This window comes from Natrinema sp. CBA1119 (genome assembly GCF_002572525.1).
Classification (GTDB): Archaea; Halobacteriota; Halobacteria; order Halobacteriales; family Natrialbaceae; genus Natrinema.
The window spans coordinates 1,611,873-1,628,265 of record NZ_PDBS01000001.1; the positions used below are offsets into that span (position 1 = coordinate 1,611,873).

The window sequence follows — 16,393 nt, forward strand, 5'->3', positions numbered from 1 at the left end:
GGGCCGCGACTAAACCGGCTTCGGATCGCTCGAGTCGAGTCTCGCGTTTCGCACTCCCCTCCTCGGGAGGGAATCGCGAGCCCGACCGTTCGGATCGCCCGTTAGCGACGAACAGATTCTCTGAACTCTCGTAACTGGCGATTATTCAGCAAAACTATCCCGAACCAAGTCGGTTGTCTGCGAACGGACTGCGCATTTTACGTCCGTCGAACACGAAGACGAGGACGACGACACCCCCAATGAGTTCGAGACTGACGTTCGGCACGCTGAAGCGGATCGGTGCGATTCTGATCGCGATCATGATCGTCATCGCCGCCGGTATCGTCGTCGGCCAGGCCCCCGCCATCTTCGGCGTCGAGGAGGACCCCGAGGCCTCGATCACGTTCGAGGATCAACAGGGCAACGGCTCCACTGTCACGGTGCAGTCGGTTACCCTTTCTGAGGGCGGCTACGTCGTCATCAGCGATGGCGGCGATGAGCCGCTGGCGGTCTCCGAACGCCTCGAGGCCGGCAGCCACGAGAACGTAACCCTCGAGCGCGAGGACGACGCGACCCGCGAACTCCTCGGGCAGCTGACCGCGACGGTTCATCGGGACACGTCGGACGACGAAGGGTACGCCTACGAGGCGAGCGGCGGCGAGGAGGATCAGCCCTATCTCGAGAATGGGTTCCCGGTCAGTGACACCGCGACGGTGACGACCGGCGACGATGCGGTCAGCGACTCGTTCATGGTCGAATCGATCGACGTGCCGGCGACGGCGACGACGAACGAGACGATCGAGGTGAACGCCACGATCCGAAATCCGACGGAGTTCCGGGCCCAACAGCCCGTCGAGGTCCGTATCGACGGGGCCGTCTTCGCGAGACAGGTGCTGGAACTCGAGGGCGGTGAGACCCGGACCGTGGCCCTCGAGACGGACACAAGCGGCGCACCGCCTGGGAACCAGTCGATCGGCGTCTACACCGAGGACGACGGGGAACTCGACCGGATCGATCTCGAGTTCCATACCGATCCGAGCGTCTCGGTCCAAACCGCGAGCGACGGGAACGTGACGGTCTCCGCGGCGATTCCCGAGGCGGGATTCGTCGCCCTCGAGCACGACGGCTCGATGATCGGCACGAGCGACGAACTCGAGCCCGGCGAGCACGAGAACGTCACCGTCGATCTCGCCAACGACACCGCCATCGACGAGAACGAGGAGCTGACGGCGAGCCTCTACGCGGGCGATCCGAACGACGTTGATTCGGCGTCGCCGATCGAGTTCGAGGGAGAACCGGTCGAAACGACGTTCACGCTCGCGGGTGCGGCCGAGAACTCGAGCGATGACGGTGACGGCTCCGACAACGAATCGACCGGCGAGTAGCCGTCCGTTCAATCGCCGAGTCGCTGCCGGTTCGACCGCCGAGTAACCGACCGATTCTTACCCGGCCCACCCCTACTGGCTGGCGATGGACGCGCCGCTGTGGACCGAAACCCACGCCCCGGAGCTGGCCGAGTTGCCACAGGACGACGCCCGCGAGTACCTCGAACGGGCCGTCGAGGAGCCGATCAACCTCCTCCTACAGGGCCCGCCCGGAAGCGGGAAGACGGCCGCGGCGCGCGCACTGGTCCGCGAGGCGCACGCGGATCCGGACAACGATTTCGTCGAGATCAACGTCGCCGACTTCTTCGGCCGGACCAAGACCGAGATCAAGAACGATCCCCGCTTCGAACACTTCCTCGTCGGCCGCTCGTCGATGTCCAAGCGGGACATGATCAACCACGTCCTCAAGGAGTCGGCGAGCTACGCGCCCGTTTCAGGGGGGTACACCACAATCTTGCTCGACAACGCCGAGGACGTCCGCGAGGACTTCCAGCAGGCCCTGCGCCGGATCATGGAGCAACACCACCGGACGACGCAGTTCATTGTCGCCACGCGCCAGCCGACCAAGCTCATCCCGCCGATCCGTTCGCGGTGTTTCCCCGTCTCTTTCCCCTCGCCGACCAGCGAGGAGATCGTCACCGTCCTCGAGCGCATTGTCGAGGAAGAGGAAGTCGCGTACGACGACGACGGCCTCGAGTTCGTCGCGGGCTACGCGAACGGCAACCTTCGACAGGCGATCCTCGCGGCCCAGACGACCGTCGAGAACGCGGGGGAACTCACGATGAGCGCGGCCTACGAGACGATCGGTGAGGTCGGTCTCGAGGACGAGGTCGAGGAAATGCTCGACGATGCCGAAGCCGGCGAGTTCACCGACGCGCGATCGACGCTGGACGACCTGCTCGTCGATGAGGGGTTAGACGGTAACGAGGTGCTGGACGTGATCCTCCGGGTCGCGCGCAAGCGCTACCAAGGCGAGCACCTCGCCGAGATCCACCGGCTGGCTGCCGATATCGACTTCGAGATGCACGAGGGAACGAGCGATCGAATTCACGTCTCGCATTTGCTCGCGGAGCTGGGTCGGGACGCCTGACGACTGTCCCCCTGATGGAGACTCACTGATGACGGACGATTCGCTCGACGAACGGCTCGCGGATCTCGAGTCGGGGCCCCCGTCTCGCTCTCCATCGTCGCTCGAGGACCCGGCTATCTCGAACGATGAACCGAAATCGATCACGCTGTTCACTCGTTTCTGGGCCGTGTTCATTCTCACACCGCAGGTTCGTATTCCCCTCAGTATCACGCCCGGTATCGGTGAGTCACCGACGGGAAACGCGATCATCCTCACGTCGCTGATCGGCGGCGTCGTCGTCGCCGAGTGCTTGCTCCGGCGGTTCGGACCGACCATCGTGTCCGCGCTCTCGGTGGGTTTTTTCGCTGCATTGCTGAGTGCTATCGGCGCGTTTGTCGGCTGGGTAGTCGCGACCGGCTCGTCCCCTCCCGATGTGGTGATCGGTACTGGGTTCCTCGTCGTTAGCGCCGTTACCACCGCTCACCGGTTCGAGCGGGCGGCAGTCAGTTGACGGCTCGTCAGGACGACGGCGTCTCGTTCGGCAGTCGATTCAGTCGACGTACGGGTTCTCGATATGCGTCGTTCCGCCCAGCCGATCGCTGATCCAGCCCGTCACGACGTCGAAAACGGTCACCAGCGGCGAGAGGGAGCGCTCAACCAGCGAGATCGGTCGCGCGACCGCCATCGCCCACCGCTGGGCGTTTCCCAGCCCGTACGACTTGGGGACGATCTCGCCGAACACGAGGACGACGACGCTGACGGCGACCGTCGCAGCGGTCACGGCGATTCCGGTGGGGAGGTAGGTGACGAAGACGACCGTCACGATGCTCGAGAGCGCCACGTTGACGACGTTGTTCCCGACCAGGACCGTCACGAGCAGCCTGTGCGGGTCGTCCCGCAGGGATTTGAGCGCGGTCGCTCGCCGATCGCCACCCGTCGCCCGTTCGTCGATCCACGCCGTCGGGAGCGTGAAGATCGCCGTCTCCGCGCTCGAGAAGAAGGCGCTACAACAGAGTAAGACGACGGTGGCACCGAGTCCGAACCACGCCAGCGTGAGATCGACCATGCCCTCGATTTCGGGACAACGTCCATGAAAGCGAGGGTTCAGCGGCCGATGTCGCGCCGATACGGAGCGTTATCCCGTCGCCGGACGAACGTCGGGTATGCCGACGCTTCTCGAGATCCACATTCGGAATCGCTTCCGCGTCCAGCCCAATCACGCGAACAACAACGACACGCTCCACGGCGGCAACCTGATGAAGTGGCTCGACGAGGTGAGCGCGATGTCGGCGATGCGTTTCGCCGGCGAGACCTGCGTCACGGCCCGGGTGAACGAACTCGACTTCGAGCGTCCGATTCAGATCGGCGATACGGCCCTCGTGGAGGCCTATACTGTCGGCTGTAACGGTGGCGGCGATTCGCCGTGATCGTCCGGTGAATCGCCTCACTGACTTACAGCCGACAGTATCTACGACGCCGGACGGACGAGCGTTCACGTCGCGCTGCGCGCCTGGCGCGAGGAACCCCGTAGCGGCGAGACCGAGAAAACGACCGAGTCGACGTTCACCTTCGTCGCCATCGACGAAAACGGCGAGAAGGTCACCGTCCCCGACCTCTCGGTCGAGACCGAGGAAGGAGCGCGGCTTCGGGATCGGGTTACCGAGATCGAGGACTGATACCACTCGTCTGTATATCCGGTTCAGTTCCGTCGTGCCGAACGCACAGAGTTGCCGTTACGATTCGTCGACGTTGTGAAAGCGCTCGAGTACTTCTTTCGGAACCGGATTGACGTACTCGAACGGTTCGTTGTCAGAGAGACGATCGAAGTCGCGATCGGTAGTCACCAGTGCGTCGGCATCGGTCTGTCGGGCGAGCGCGATATAAAAGCAGTCGTAGACATCGTGGTTCTTCTCCGCACTGATTTCGTAGGCGTCGAGGACGGTCTCGTCGTCCACGTCGACGAACTCGAGCGGGTACTGAAGAAGCGACGAAACGGCGTTTCGGGCTTCGTACGTGTCGAAGCCGAGATCCTCGAGTACCCACTGAATCCGGAGCGGAAGATAGCCGAAGACGATCAGTGAATCGCTACCGGTGAGCGCTGGAACCAGTTCCTCAGCGACGTATGGATGGCCGGGATGGTCGTCCACTAACTGAATCGACAGTGCGTTGAGGTCGGGCAAGACGCGTTTCGACCCCATCTTACCGACCACCGAAAGTCGCGTCACCCGCGTCCCGGAACGCCTCGTCACCCCACTTTTCTCCCCGCGTAAGCGTCTCGAGGTCGGGAAGTTCCCTGACGAGACGGATGTCGCCACCGTCGCGAACGACTCGGAACTCGGTCCCATCCTCGAGATTGAGTTCGTCACGGAGTTCCTTCGGAATCGTCAACCGGCCGCGTTGATTGATTCGTGCTGTTCCATACTCCTCGCTGGCAGTATCGTTTGTCCCGCTCATTCTATCACCCGTATCTAATCAAACGTAATCGTTCCCCATAAGATATGGGGATGGATAGGGGTCCATCATATCAATCACCACTGAACGGCTATCCACTCGGCTTGATGATGGCGCGTCGGGTCGCGAGTGAATCGACCGGGGAATGCGTAGCGACTCCCCGTCGCCACGATAGTAGCGTTCCCGCTGCAGTGCGGGTTCCGGCGCAGGCTCGGAGACGGTACTGCACTACCCTCACGACGATTGCCGCTCGAGCACCATCACGTACCGCGTCAGCGACCGATGGACCCGGCGCTCGAACGCGGACTCGAGTTCCCACCCGGCGGCTCTGGCCTCCCCGGCCCACGACCGATCGGCGACCACGACCGCTCGCGGGGCCACCCGACGGGCTTCCTCGAGCGCGCCGGCGACGAGGTCCGCGAGCCGATGCGTTTCGATCTTCGACTGACGCCCGTAGGGGGCGTCGAAGACGACGCCGTCGACCGCGTCGTCAGCCAGCGGCAGCCGGGTCGCGTCGCCCCGACCCACGTGCCACGATCCCCGCGACACGCCGGTCGGCGAGGGCTCGTCGCGCTCGAGGAAGTGCTCCAAATTTGTCCGCGCGCCCTCGACCATCTTCGCCTGCGCGTCGGTACCGATCACGTCCGCACCGACGAGGCCCGCCTCCACGAGCACGCCGCCGGTGCCACACATCGGGTCGAGGATCGTCGCGCCCGGTCGCGCGCCGGCGACGTTCGCGACGGCCCGCGCGAGCAGCGGATCCATGCTGCCGGGCTGAAAGAAGGGTTTGTCCGTCGGCGCGCGAGCGCCGAAATCGCGGACACTCTCGGCCGCGAGCCAGCCGAGCGCACAGACGGAGACTTCCTCGCCGTCGGCGTCACCGGTCCCGTCGGCCTCGAGGGGATCGAGCACGCCGTCATCCCCGTCGGCCTCGAGCATGCCTTCCGAAAACGCGACGCGCAGGCGGTGATCCGGCTCCTCGAGATCCACGGAAAAGCCCCGATCGACCAGGATTTGGCCGAGTTCGCGTTCCGCCGTTTCGGTGCTCACGCCGCTCGAGCCGTGGACGTCCGTCGCCCGCACCGCGATCGATCCCTCCCGGTCGATCGCGGCGGCTTCGAGGATCGCGCGAGCGCTCTCGAGGTCAGCGTCGCCCCGTCCGAGGAGGTCGCTCGCGCGGTGGGTGTAGGCGAGGCCGCGGATGCGATCGGGGACGACTGTGCGTGCGACGGCGAGTCCCGGTGCGATTCCCTCCACGCCGGTCGCGGCGCTCCGGGCCTCGCGGGCCGCGAACGCGTCGTCCTCGCCGCCGAACTCGAGCAGGTACACGGACGACTGTCGCCGCGCCTCGAGTATGAGGCTGCCGTTTTTCGCGACTCACTCACGGGGTGCTCGTCCGTTCGTCTCGCACCCTCCACTGCGGGCTCGAGGACGAATTTTGTCGAAAACGAGCGTCCTGCTATCGTGGCAACAGGGAATCGCCACGCCCTCCCCAGCCGATTTCTACTCACGGGCCGAAGGCCCGTTCGTCTGGTTCGCGGGACCGACGGTCCCGCGCTAACACTCAGTCGCTTCGCTCCTTCGCTCATCCACTGTCAGAGCACGCTCTGACAAGCCTTCGTTCACTACGTTCACGAAGACCTCGCGCATGGTCGCGCCGCGGTTCGCCGTTGACGGCGAACCGCGACCCAGCGCGCGCCACCGCACGTGGTTTGGTCTGTCACGGATCGATACGACTGGTCGTGTGAACAACCGCGACCCGGCGACGGTCTCGGATCGATTTTAGTCGGATCTACCGGATATATCAGGTGGCGGTACCAACCTTTATAAATCTTAAATACGTCCTTTTAAGCGACTAATGACGGATCCGAAGGACACCATCAACATCGAAAACGTGGTGGCGTCGACCGGCATCGGGCAGGAACTCGACCTCCAGAGCGTCGCGATGGACCTCGAGGGGGCCGACTACGACCCCGAGCAGTTCCCCGGTCTCGTCTACCGAACCCAGAATCCCAAATCCGCCGCCCTGATCTTCCGATCGGGAAAGATCGTCTGTACCGGCGCGAAAAGCACCGACGACGTCCACGAGAGCCTGCGCATCGTCTTCGACAAGCTCCGTGAACTCCAGATCCAGGTCAACGAAGACCCCGAGATCGTCGTCCAGAACATCGTCACCTCGGCGGATCTGGGCCGGAACCTCAACCTGAACGCGATCGCCATCGGGCTGGGCCTCGAGAACATCGAGTACGAGCCCGAGCAGTTCCCCGGTCTCGTCTACCGACTCGACGACCCCGAGGTCGTCGCCCTGCTCTTTGGCTCCGGGAAGCTCGTCATCACCGGCGGGAAAAAGCCCGTCGACGCCGAACACGCGGTCGACAAGATCGTCTCCCGGCTCGAGGACCTCGGCCTGCTCGAGTAACGCTGTCAGATTTCGCTCGAGCCGGTGTCGCCACCAGTTGCCGTCCGTTCATCCGGTCCGCTGTACCGATGTCCCGAAGCAATCACAAGACGGTTCGCGGCTGCTTCGGAACGAACGTACACCGGTCCGTCTCACAGTCGTCTCGTCGGTGAACGTTCGTGCGATATCGTCTCGAATCTACAGTCTATAGACTGATTCCGTACACTGCCAGCCGGTAGTATCATATTACTCGCGTTCTGGGGACCGCTCCGTTTCCGAATCGTCTCGAGTTCCCGGACCGGTCACCTGACTCGTCGCCGCTTTGGCCGGATTATCGACCGTTCATTCCGGCCACAGCGGGCCCGACTGGCCTGAATCGAGTCACACTCGTCGAAACGACCGGTCGCGTTTATCCGATGTGCCGTCACTGACTTTCTCGTGCCCATGACGATCCACTCTGATCCTACGCCGACCGCTTCGGATCGGTTTCGCCTCGGCAACGACGGTGCGCTCGGTCGTCGCCCCCTCCCGCGCGAGACAATCTCCCGCGTCGTCGACAGCGACCGCCGGTGCGAGATCCTCCGCTGCGTGCTCGCGACCGACGATCCGATCCCGCTCCGAACGCTGGTCGGCCGACTCGCCGACGCCGAACACGACCCCACGGTCGGGACGACGATCCACCAACTGCGCCAGCGGATCCACACGTCGCTCCGCGAAACCCATCTCCCGCTGCTCGAGGAACACGATATCGTGCGCTTCGATCGGGTGCGGAGCCTCGTCGGCCCGGCGGCGAACTGCGCCGCGTTCGGCTCGCTCCTCGAGTTCGACTCGCTCGAGCGACCGATCGCCGCCCGACTCGAGTAGTCGGACTCGGATCGATCGGGTGCTCGAGCCCCGGCTTACCCAGCGACTCGAGTCCCAATTCACCCACCCCCTCGAGTCCCGACCGGCCGGACTACTCGACCAGTCGCTCGATCTCGGTCACCAAAATACCGCTCGCGCCGGCGTTTTTGACCTCGGTGATCGTCTCGAAGACGTTTCGCTCGTCGACGACGGCGTGGACAGCAACGGTCGCCTCATCGTCGTTTTCGTCGGCGATGTCCATGATCGTCGGCCCGCCCAGCCCCGGGATGACGTCGCGGACGTCCTCGAGTCGGTCTCGAGGCACGTTCATCATCAGGTACCGTTTGCCCTCGGCCTGCTTGACCGAGGAGAGAGCGGTCCTGACCTCGTCGATCTTGGGTTCGTCGAGTACGTCGTCGCGACCGAACAGCCGGACGGAACTCGAGAGCACCTCGTCGACGATAGCCAGCCGGTTCATCTTCAGCGTCGTTCCGGTACTCGTGATGTCGACGATGGCGTCGGCCATCTCGACGTGGGGCGTGAGTTCCGTCGCGCCCGACACCTCGACGATATCCGGTTCGACGCCGGTATCGGCGAAGAAGTCCTCGGTGATGTTCGGAAACTCGGTGGCGACCGTTTTGCCCGCCAGATCCTCGAGTCGCTCGATATCGCCGTCCTCGGGAGCCGCGAGGACGAGTCGGCAGCGCCCGAACTCGAGATCGAGCAGCTCCGAGACGTTGTCTACGCGCGCCTCCTGCACCTGATCGAAGCCCGTGATACCCAGATCGGCCGCGCCGTCGGAGACGTACTCCGGGATATCGGCCGCACGAGCGAATAATACGGTCACGTCGGGGTCGACGGTGTCCGCGTAGAGCTTTCGGTCCGCTCCGTTCTCGAGATGGAGCCCCGCCCGCTCTAAGAGGTCGATCGTCGGCTCGTGCAGGCGGCCCTTGTTGGGAACGGCGATTCGCATATGTTGGCGTCTTGGCGGCGGGACGGGAATTGTCTTTTCATCCGACCGACGGCCACCTCACGGCCCCTTCTCCCGGGAGCAGCCAAGCCCCACTTCCTTGGTGCGTGACCACATAGCTACCGGTCGAGAACCGACCAATGGACGACCACGACCGCCGATCCGAGGACGATCCGGTGCCGTCCGATATCGACCGAGGCAACGGTGAGCGGTCGGACCGAGTCGAGGAGTCCCTGCTCGAGGACGAGGCCAACGACGCCGAACGGGGCAGAGACGAGATCCGCAACCGACAGGAGCACGACGGCCACGGGGCTGGCGACGCTCACGGCGATGACCGCCACGAGCACGGTGACCACGGCGGCGGCATGCATGCCGGCCACGAAACGATGTTCCGGCGGCGGTTTTTCGTCTCGACGCTGCTCTCGATTCCCGTCCTTCTCTACAGCGAGACGCTCCAGGCGTGCTCGGCTTCTCGGTGCCGGCGTTCCCCGGTAGCGAGTGGCTCACCCCCGTCTTTGCGGTGATCGTCTTCGCCTACGGCGGCGTTCCGTTCCTCCGGATGGCGGTCCCGGAACTGCGAGAGCGCGCGCCGGGGATGATGACGCTCATCTCGATGGCTATCACGGTCGCGTTCGTCTACAGTCTCGCGAGCCTCGTCGTCCCGACCGAGTCGGCGTTCTTCTGGGAACTCGTGACGCTGATCGACATCATGCTACTGGGTCACTGGATCGAGATGCGCTCGGTCCGGCGGGCCTCGAGTGCGCTGGACGAACTGGCGAAGCTGATGCCGGATACCGCCGAGCGGATTACGAGCGATGGCGAGACCGAAGAAGTTCCCGCGAGCGACCTCGAGGAAGGGGATCTCGTCCTCGTTCGGCCCGGCTCGAGCGTGCCGGCGGACGGCGTCGTCGAGGAGGGCGAGTCGGACGTCAACGAGTCGATGATCACCGGCGAATCGACGCCGGTCTCGAAGGAACCCACAGACGAGGTGATCGGCGGGACGGTAAACGGCGACGGCAGCCTCCGGGTGCGGATCAGCGCGACGGGCGAGGAGACGACTCTCGCCGGCATCATGCGTCTGGTCGAGGAGGCCCAGTCGAGCGAATCGAAAACGCAGGCGCTGGCGGATCGCGCCGCGGGCTGGCTGTTCTACGTCGCCCTCGGCGCGGCCGTCGTCACGGCCGTCGCGTGGACGATCTCGGTGGGATTCGATTCGACGGTGATCGAACGGGTCGTTACCGTCCTCGTCATCGCCTGTCCGCACGCGCTTGGACTGGCCATTCCGCTCGTCGTTGCGATCAACACCTCGCTGGCCGCGCGCAACGGGATGCTCGTCCGTGATCGCATCGCGATGGAGCGGGCCCGAACCCTCGATACGGTCGTCTTCGACAAGACCGGAACGCTCACTGAGGGCGAACAGGGCGTAGTCGACATCGAGACCGTCGGTAATGTCTCCGAGGAAGACGCCCTGCGGCTCGCCGCGACCGTCGAGGGCGACTCCGAACACATGATCGCTCGAGCGGTTCGCGAAGCGGCCGACGAGCGCGGCGTCTCGAGGGGATCCGCCACGGAGTTTGAGGCGTTAAAGGGGCGCGGGGTTCGCGCGACAGTGGATGGCGAGCGGGTACACGTCGGCGGTCCGAACCTGCTCTCGGAACTCGAGGGCGGCGTGCCAGCGGAACTCGAGCGATTCGCCGATCGAGCGGGTGAGAACGCACAGACGGTGGTTTATCTCGTTCGTGAAGGCAAGCCGGTCGCCGCGTTCGCACTCGCGGACGTCATCCGCGAGGAGAGCTATCGGGTCGTCGACGCGCTTCACGAACTCGGCCTTGAGGTGGCGATGCTGACCGGCGATTCCGAGGACGTGGCCAACGCCGTCGCGGCCGATCTCGGGATCGATACGGTGTTCGCAGAGGTGTTGCCCGAGGACAAGGACGAGAAGATCACGGCGCTTCAGGCGCAGGGCAAATCGGTCGCGATGGTCGGCGACGGGGTCAACGACGCGCCGGCGCTCACCCGCGCCGACATCGGGATCGCGATTGGGAGCGGGACGGACGTCGCGGTCCAGTCGGCGGACATCATCCTCGTCAAGAACAATCCGATGGACGTGGTTCGACTCGTGAAACTGAGTCAGGCGAGCTACCGGAAGATGCAACAGAACCTCGTCTGGGCCGCGGGCTACAACGTCTTCGCGCTCCCGCTGGCGGCCGGGATCCTCGCACCGATCGGCATCCTCCTTTCGCCGGCCGTCGGCGCGCTTCTCATGTCGCTCAGCACGGTGATCGTCGCGATCAACGCACAGTTCCTCCGGCGCGTGGATCTCTCGGTCCCGAGCCTGCCGGGCGTCTCCGCGCAGCGGGAGCCGCGACCGGCGGACTGATCCGATGACTGGATCCCGTCGACCGTCCGTACGGTTCTTGCTCGCTCATCTAAACGGTCCCAGTAATTTGGGAGTCGAGCCGATAGCCGTGGCCATTCGACGGGACAGTATGGGAGACGATCCGTGCCCCTGCGACAGCGCCACCGACGGACAGGCGGACGAACCCGAATCGACTTCCGATCGGTGGATACCGGAGACACCGGTTCTCGAGGCACCGCTCCCGAGCGATGTCCGGGCTGCGTTAGGTCGGCTCCTCGGCGAGGAGGCGATCGAAACGCTGGCCGAGTGGTGCACCGAGATCCGTCGCCGAACCGGCGGCGGACCGATCGCAGTCGACGACCTGTGCCACACCGGCGAGGAGACGGCGCACCGGGGCGAGACGGACGGGAAGCGCTACTATTTCCGGTGTTTCTACGACGCCGTGATTCTGTCGGCGCTCGCGGAGACACCGGTCGCGATTCGAACCGAAAGCCCGGGCGGAGCGGTAATCGAAGCGCGCGCTGTGGGGACGACTGAGCTCACAGTCACCCCCGAAACGGCGGTGTTTTCCGTCGGTGTCGACGAAACCGTGGCGCTGCCGCCGGACGACGGACCGTCGCATTCGACTATCTACGCCGCGGTCTGTCCATACGTCAGGGCGTTTCCGGATCTCGAGGCGTACGAACGGTGGGCGACGACCGTTCCGGCGGCGACCGTCGCGATGCCGCTCGCGGGTGCCACGGAACTGGCGGCCGAACTCGTCGCGTGACCGACCGCGCGGACGACCGGCGTCGGTCTCGACTCGTACCGGCCCCGTTCACAGGTGCTGGCCCAATAGGTTTCGCTCGGCCCGCTGGAGGTGCTCGGCGATCGTCGACGGATCGACGTCGAGTTCGGCGGCGACGTCCGCGGTCGTCACCGTTCGCGGCACCTCGTAGTACCCCATTTCGTAGGCCGTCCGGACCGCCTCGCGTTGCCGCTCGGTCAGTTCGTCCAACGGGTGGTCGCGGCCGTCGTACGACCCGAATTTCCGTAGATCCGGCGAAACACCGGCCGTCTCGTACTCGTCGACGGTTCCGGAAATCGTCTCCTGTGACCCGACCAGCGACAGGGTGGCACCCCGATCGGTCACGTCAGGCTCGCAGGTGCCGACCAGATCGTCCGCCCGCTCCGTGAGGCTCTCGGGGAGCTCCGGTGCGGTAAACGCGATCACGTAGCGGTGGTCGCTCTCCGAGTCGGTGATCCGCTCCCACCAGTCGACGTACTCGAGGTCGGACAGTCGGTCCGCGTCGATCGGCGTCTCCACCGCGACCTGCACGATCGCACCGGTTCCGTGACACGCGAGTTCCTCGAATCCCAGCACCCCCGCCTCGCGAGAGAGCGAGACGAGCTCCGCGATGCCCATCCGATCGAACGCCGGGTCGCTGATCCGCACGCGGGCTTCTCGCATGGCTCTAGGTAGCATCAGACGGCCATCGAATAAAGTGGTATCCACCGATCACTTCCCGTACCAGTCTCCACGGCTCCTGAATCGAAGGCCGACGGTCGCTCGAGCGGGTAGATAAACCGTCCCAGTATACTCGGAGAACGGCCCTTGCGTTCCGCGCCGGTATCGTGCGGTGATGCCTGCGATTCAGACAGATAACCTCACCAAGCGCTTCGGCGACGACGTCGTCGCCGTCGACGGCCTCGATCTGCGCGTCGCGGAGGGAGACGTGTTCGGCTTCCTCGGGCCGAACGGGGCCGGGAAGTCGACGACCATCGACATGCTGCTGGACTACGTGCGCCCGACCGAGGGAACCGCGACGGTACTCGGCATGGACGTCCGCGAGGAGTCGGAGACGCTTCGCGAGCGAATCGGCGTGCTTCCGGAGGGAATGAGTCTCTATGACCGCCTGACTGGCCGCCGACACCTCGAGTTCGCGATCGAGTGGGCGGACGCCGACGACGATCCCGACGCGATACTGGACCGCGTCGGACTGGACGAACGCGACGCCACCCGGTCGGTCGGCGACTACTCGAAGGGGATGCAACAGCGCCTCGCGCTGGGGATGGCACTGGTCGGCGATCCCGACCTGCTCGTCCTCGACGAGCCCTCTTCGGGGCTCGATCCGCACGGGATTCGTCGGATGCGGGAACTGGTCCGCGAGGAGGCCGCAGACGGGACGACGGTGTTCTTCTCGAGCCACGTTCTCGGCCAGGTCGAGGCGGTCTGTGACCGCGTCGGCATCCTGTCGGCGGGCGAGTTAGTGGCCGTCGATACCGTCGAGGGACTGCGGAGAACCGTCGGTGCCGGCTCGGAACTGCGCCTGCGCGTGACCGGCGACATCGACGTCACTATCACCGATATCGAGGGGGTCGATTCGGTTCGGCTGGCGGACGGTCTCCTCCGGGTCGCGTGTTCGGATTCGCGTGCGAAAGCGCGGGTCGTGACCCGACTGACGAACGCCGGCGTCGATATCCTCGACATCGACTCCGAGGAAGCGTCCCTCGAGGACGTGTTCACGGCGTACACGACGGACGGCGACGGTACCGAATCACCGGTGAATGACCCCGCCGTCGTCACGGAGGTGGTACCGTGACAGTCTCCTGGCGAGACGTCGCCCGGAAGGACTTCGAGGACGCCGCGCGCTCGAGGCTGCTCTGGGGGCTCGTCTTCGTCTTCGTCGCGTTCCTGGTGATGTCGCTGCTCTCGGCTGAACAGCTCTTCCCGGAGCCCGTGACCGTCGGCGCCGCGATGGCCCTTTCGGGCGTCGCGATGCTCGCGCAACTGTTCGTCCCGGGCATCGCGCTGGTCGCCGGCTACATGTCCGTGGTCGGCGAGCGCCGGTCCGGGAGCCTGCGAGTGCTGCTGAGCTATCCGTTCTCCAGGGGCGACGTGGTCGCCGGCAAACTCGCCGGCCGACTGCTCGTTACCGGGACGGCGCTGACTATCGGATTCGCCGTGGCCAGCGTCCTCGTCGTGGCGCTGTACGGCGTCCCCGACGTCGCGACGTTCGCCGGGTTCGTGGCCACCGGCGTCCTGCTCGGGCTGACGTTCACGGCCCTCGCAGTCGGCGGGTCGGCCGCCGCGTCGACCCAGGGACGAGCGCGGACGCTCACCATCGGATCGTTCGTGGGAATGGTGTTCTTCTGGAAACCGGTGATCGTCGGGATACACTACGCGGCTACCGGTTCACTGCCGGGGATTCGGGCCGAGACCTGGTACTTCGTCCTCAAGCGACTCAACCCGCTCGAGGCGTATCGCGTCCTCACCGGTGCCGTCCTCGACGAGCGGGTGGACGCGGTCCCCGAGTTCCCGCTCGAGGACGTCCCGGCTACCGCGTCAGCCGAGACGCTCGAACTCTCGAACCGGATCGCGGGCGAGGTTCCGTTCTACCTCGCCGACTGGTTCTCGGTCGTCGTGTTGCTCGCGTGGGGACTCGTTCCCGTCGTCGTGGGCTACTGGCGGTTCGAGGACGCGGACCTCGGGTGACGGTGACTCGGCTTCGATCGACTCGAGCACGAGGCGGCCGAACGCCCCGTTCACGAACCGTGTTCGAACGGCCGGTCGTCGCCGACGGATCACGTTTCTACACGAGGGCGCCGGTCCTCACCCGTCCCGCTCGAGCGCGTCTCGCCGCTGTTCGTACTCCTCGTCGCTCACTTCGCCACGAGCGTACGTGAGGCGAAGCTCCTCGAGCGCCCGATCGGAGTCGTCCGACCCGGCAATCGCACGATAGAGGAGGTATCCGCCACCGATGATGGCGGCGACGAACAGGAGTTGGAGCAGGACGGCGACGAGCGACATCCAGCCGGGTGCCGTTCCGTCACCCCACGCTCCGTGTCCCCACATTCCGCCCATCATCGGGCCGAACCCCATCATCGGGCCGAACCCCATGAAGACCGTCGGCAGAACCACGAGGGCACCGAGGGTAATGAGGACGATCGTGACGAGTCTCGTATCGTTCGTCTCTGTTGCCATGAGATCTCACCAGTGACGGATCGTTCCGTCTCTATCTAGAGAGACGACCTCCGTACTCAATGCGATTCTGCCTTCGAACCTTGCGTCTAGATCCGGAATATCTTTGATATCCATCGTTTAGAATTACTATGCGATCATCATTGAACCGAGACCAGTGAGCCACCCGTTCGGAGCGTGTTGAACCACTCGATACCTGCTTCCAGCGGAGTATGTCCACGTACAGAATCGTTTTGCGTGATCGGTGGCCTCATTGATCCCTGTACTGGGACGCCACGAGACCAACGAGCGGTCTTCACGCCACCCTCTGCAATACACACTCCCCATTTCACTTTGGATATCAGTGCCTGGGCCGGATCAGACAACGCTTTTCGAAGGAGAACAGCAATAGCTGATCCATCCGATCTACTACGCATGGCGGCGACACTTATCGATGGAATCCTCGAGTCGCTCCGGATCGGCGTCGGGTTCCTCTGGACGGCGGCGTGGGCGATCAGCATGGGGCTCACGGTCACGAGTCTCGTTCAGGTGTACGTCTCGAAGGAGCGAATGGCGAACGTTCTCGGAGAGAGCGATCTCACGATCCTCACGAAGCTGATCCCGGTTCCAAGAGCGGTCGGCAATGGCCTACAATACGAGTTCATCCGCCGCTCGAGTTCCGTCTACGCCGTTGCGTCGTAGCCGGCGTCGTCGACCGCGCTGACGAGTACCTGGGTGTCCACATCCCCCTCGACGGTGGCCCGTTCCGCCTCACGATCGACGTCGACCGACTCGACGCCCGCTACATCCTCGAGCGCGTCTCCGACGGTCTGCTCGCAGTGTTCGCAGGACATTCCTTCGACGGTAATGGTCTGACTCATACGAAACGATACGGGCGGCTATTCTTTGTGCGTTACTACTTTCAATGCTAACTCAAAGACGGCTAGTACTTTCGAACACAAAGAAAAAATCGCCACGCTCTTTGATCGCTGGATTCAA

Annotated in this window: 16 protein-coding genes and 3 pseudogenes; 11 read left to right on the forward strand and 8 right to left on the reverse strand. The window is 64.5% G+C overall.

Translation table 11 applies throughout. The annotated features are described in order from the left end of the window. Positions 1 to 239: 239 nt before the first annotated feature. The 3 genes from CP556_RS07895 (at position 240) to CP556_RS07905 (ending at position 2,944) form a co-directional block, all read left to right on the forward strand. On the forward strand, positions 240 to 1,364 hold the full coding sequence (locus tag CP556_RS07895) for a DUF7282 domain-containing protein (RefSeq protein ID WP_098725116.1): 1,125 nt from the start codon (positions 240 to 242) through the stop codon (positions 1,362 to 1,364). Between the two features lie 85 nt (positions 1,365 to 1,449). Further along, positions 1,450 to 2,454, forward strand: a complete 1,005-nt coding sequence (locus CP556_RS07900) for an AAA family ATPase (protein ID WP_098725117.1) — start codon at positions 1,450 to 1,452, stop codon at positions 2,452 to 2,454. A gap of 28 nt (positions 2,455 to 2,482) precedes the next feature. Continuing rightward, the gene (locus CP556_RS07905; protein WP_098725118.1) at positions 2,483 to 2,944 is read left to right on the forward strand and encodes a hypothetical protein; all 462 of its coding nucleotides are present in this window, start codon (positions 2,483 to 2,485) and stop codon (positions 2,942 to 2,944) included. 39 nt (positions 2,945 to 2,983) lie between these two features. On the opposite strand, the gene CP556_RS07910 is transcribed toward CP556_RS07905, so the two are convergent. Continuing rightward, positions 2,984 to 3,499, reverse strand: a complete 516-nt coding sequence (locus tag CP556_RS07910; protein WP_098725119.1) for a DUF21 domain-containing protein — start codon at positions 3,497 to 3,499, stop codon at positions 2,984 to 2,986. A gap of 97 nt (positions 3,500 to 3,596) precedes the next feature. Between CP556_RS07910 and CP556_RS07915 the strand changes: the two are divergent. Next, positions 3,597 to 4,109: pseudogene (locus tag CP556_RS07915) on the forward strand (acyl-CoA thioesterase). Positions 4,110 to 4,166: 57 nt separating this feature from the next. Here the strand turns inward: CP556_RS07915 and CP556_RS07920 are convergent. The 3 genes from CP556_RS07920 to CP556_RS07930 all read right to left on the reverse strand — a co-directional run bounded on the left by CP556_RS07920 (position 4,167) and on the right by CP556_RS07930 (position 6,213). Then, positions 4,167 to 4,631 (reverse strand): type II toxin-antitoxin system VapC family toxin, encoded by a 465-nt coding sequence (locus CP556_RS07920; RefSeq protein WP_098725120.1) that lies wholly within the window; start codon positions 4,629 to 4,631, stop codon positions 4,167 to 4,169. 1 nt (position 4,632) lies between these two features. Beyond that, entirely contained in the window at positions 4,633 to 4,887 is a 255-nt protein-coding gene (locus CP556_RS07925) for an AbrB/MazE/SpoVT family DNA-binding domain-containing protein (RefSeq protein WP_098725121.1), read from the reverse strand. 231 nt (positions 4,888 to 5,118) lie between these two features. After that, entirely contained in the window at positions 5,119 to 6,213 is a 1,095-nt protein-coding gene (locus CP556_RS07930) for a methyltransferase domain-containing protein (RefSeq protein ID WP_098725122.1), read from the reverse strand. A gap of 529 nt (positions 6,214 to 6,742) precedes the next feature. On the opposite strand from CP556_RS07930, the gene CP556_RS07935 reads away from it, so the two are divergent. After that, positions 6,743 to 7,303, forward strand: coding sequence for a TATA-box-binding protein (locus CP556_RS07935; RefSeq protein ID WP_006092636.1), 561 nt, complete (start codon positions 6,743 to 6,745; stop codon positions 7,301 to 7,303). Between the two features lie 423 nt (positions 7,304 to 7,726). Continuing rightward, entirely contained in the window at positions 7,727 to 8,146 is a 420-nt protein-coding gene (locus CP556_RS07940; protein WP_098725123.1) for a DUF7344 domain-containing protein, read from the forward strand. A gap of 91 nt (positions 8,147 to 8,237) precedes the next feature. Here CP556_RS07940 and hisG read toward each other — a convergent pair whose 3' ends face one another. Next, on the reverse strand, positions 8,238 to 9,098 hold the full coding sequence (gene hisG, locus CP556_RS07945; RefSeq protein ID WP_098725124.1) for an ATP phosphoribosyltransferase: 861 nt from the start codon (positions 9,096 to 9,098) through the stop codon (positions 8,238 to 8,240). A gap of 137 nt (positions 9,099 to 9,235) precedes the next feature. On the opposite strand from hisG, the pseudogene CP556_RS07950 reads away from it, so the two are divergent. Beyond that, positions 9,236 to 11,475: pseudogene (locus CP556_RS07950) on the forward strand (copper-translocating P-type ATPase). A gap of 109 nt (positions 11,476 to 11,584) precedes the next feature. Continuing rightward, positions 11,585 to 12,223 (forward strand): organomercurial lyase, encoded by a 639-nt coding sequence (merB, locus tag CP556_RS07955; protein ID WP_098725125.1) that lies wholly within the window; start codon positions 11,585 to 11,587, stop codon positions 12,221 to 12,223. A gap of 48 nt (positions 12,224 to 12,271) precedes the next feature. Here the strand turns inward: merB and CP556_RS07960 are convergent, their stop codons facing one another. After that, the gene (locus tag CP556_RS07960) at positions 12,272 to 12,904 is read right to left on the reverse strand and encodes a helix-turn-helix domain-containing protein (RefSeq protein WP_098725126.1); all 633 of its coding nucleotides are present in this window, start codon (positions 12,902 to 12,904) and stop codon (positions 12,272 to 12,274) included. A gap of 172 nt (positions 12,905 to 13,076) precedes the next feature. On the opposite strand from CP556_RS07960, the gene CP556_RS07965 reads away from it, so the two are divergent. Together CP556_RS07965 and CP556_RS07970 are read left to right on the forward strand one after the other, a co-directional pair. Next, entirely contained in the window at positions 13,077 to 14,036 is a 960-nt protein-coding gene (locus CP556_RS07965; protein ID WP_098725127.1) for an ABC transporter ATP-binding protein, read from the forward strand. Further along, on the forward strand, positions 14,033 to 14,929 hold the full coding sequence (locus CP556_RS07970; RefSeq protein WP_098725128.1) for an ABC transporter permease subunit: 897 nt from the start codon (positions 14,033 to 14,035) through the stop codon (positions 14,927 to 14,929). Before CP556_RS07965 ends, CP556_RS07970 begins: the two co-directional genes overlap by 4 nt. Positions 14,930 to 15,046: 117 nt before the next feature. On the opposite strand, the gene CP556_RS07975 is transcribed toward CP556_RS07970, so the two are convergent. After that, positions 15,047 to 15,418, reverse strand: coding sequence for an SHOCT domain-containing protein (locus tag CP556_RS07975; protein WP_098725129.1), 372 nt, complete (start codon positions 15,416 to 15,418; stop codon positions 15,047 to 15,049). Between the two features lie 411 nt (positions 15,419 to 15,829). Here CP556_RS07975 and CP556_RS07980 point away from each other — a divergent pair. Continuing rightward, positions 15,830 to 16,009 (forward strand): annotated as a pseudogene (locus tag CP556_RS07980) (permease); the annotation flags it as partial. Between the two features lie 68 nt (positions 16,010 to 16,077). On the opposite strand, the gene CP556_RS07985 reads toward CP556_RS07980, so the two are convergent. Further along, entirely contained in the window at positions 16,078 to 16,275 is a 198-nt protein-coding gene (locus CP556_RS07985; protein ID WP_098725130.1) for a heavy-metal-associated domain-containing protein, read from the reverse strand. Positions 16,276 to 16,393 lie beyond the last annotated feature (118 nt).

Bases quoted from the DNA above. Each gene is read 5' to 3' on its own strand.
- CP556_RS07905 (WP_098725118.1), top strand. From the start codon at position 2,483: ATGACGGACGATTCGCTCGACGAACGGCTCGCGGATCTCGAGTCGGGG.
- CP556_RS07935 (WP_006092636.1), top strand. From the start codon at position 6,743: ATGACGGATCCGAAGGACACCATCAACATCGAAAACGTGGTGGCGTCG.
- CP556_RS07965 (WP_098725127.1), top strand. From the start codon at position 13,077: ATGCCTGCGATTCAGACAGATAACCTCACCAAGCGCTTCGGCGACGAC.
- CP556_RS07900 (WP_098725117.1), top strand. From the start codon at position 1,450: ATGGACGCGCCGCTGTGGACCGAAACCCACGCCCCGGAGCTGGCCGAG.
- hisG (WP_098725124.1), bottom strand. From the start codon at position 9,098: ATGCGAATCGCCGTTCCCAACAAGGGCCGCCTGCACGAGCCGACGATC.
- merB (WP_098725125.1), top strand. From the start codon at position 11,585: ATGGGAGACGATCCGTGCCCCTGCGACAGCGCCACCGACGGACAGGCG.
- CP556_RS07975 (WP_098725129.1), bottom strand. From the start codon at position 15,418: ATGGCAACAGAGACGAACGATACGAGACTCGTCACGATCGTCCTCATT.
- CP556_RS07985 (WP_098725130.1), bottom strand. From the start codon at position 16,275: ATGAGTCAGACCATTACCGTCGAAGGAATGTCCTGCGAACACTGCGAG.
- CP556_RS07925 (WP_098725121.1), bottom strand. From the start codon at position 4,887: ATGAGCGGGACAAACGATACTGCCAGCGAGGAGTATGGAACAGCACGA.
- CP556_RS07910 (WP_098725119.1), bottom strand. From the start codon at position 3,499: ATGGTCGATCTCACGCTGGCGTGGTTCGGACTCGGTGCCACCGTCGTC.
- CP556_RS07895 (WP_098725116.1), top strand. From the start codon at position 240: ATGAGTTCGAGACTGACGTTCGGCACGCTGAAGCGGATCGGTGCGATT.
- CP556_RS07960 (WP_098725126.1), bottom strand. From the start codon at position 12,904: ATGCGAGAAGCCCGCGTGCGGATCAGCGACCCGGCGTTCGATCGGATG.
- CP556_RS07940 (WP_098725123.1), top strand. From the start codon at position 7,727: ATGACGATCCACTCTGATCCTACGCCGACCGCTTCGGATCGGTTTCGC.
- CP556_RS07920 (WP_098725120.1), bottom strand. From the start codon at position 4,631: ATGGGGTCGAAACGCGTCTTGCCCGACCTCAACGCACTGTCGATTCAG.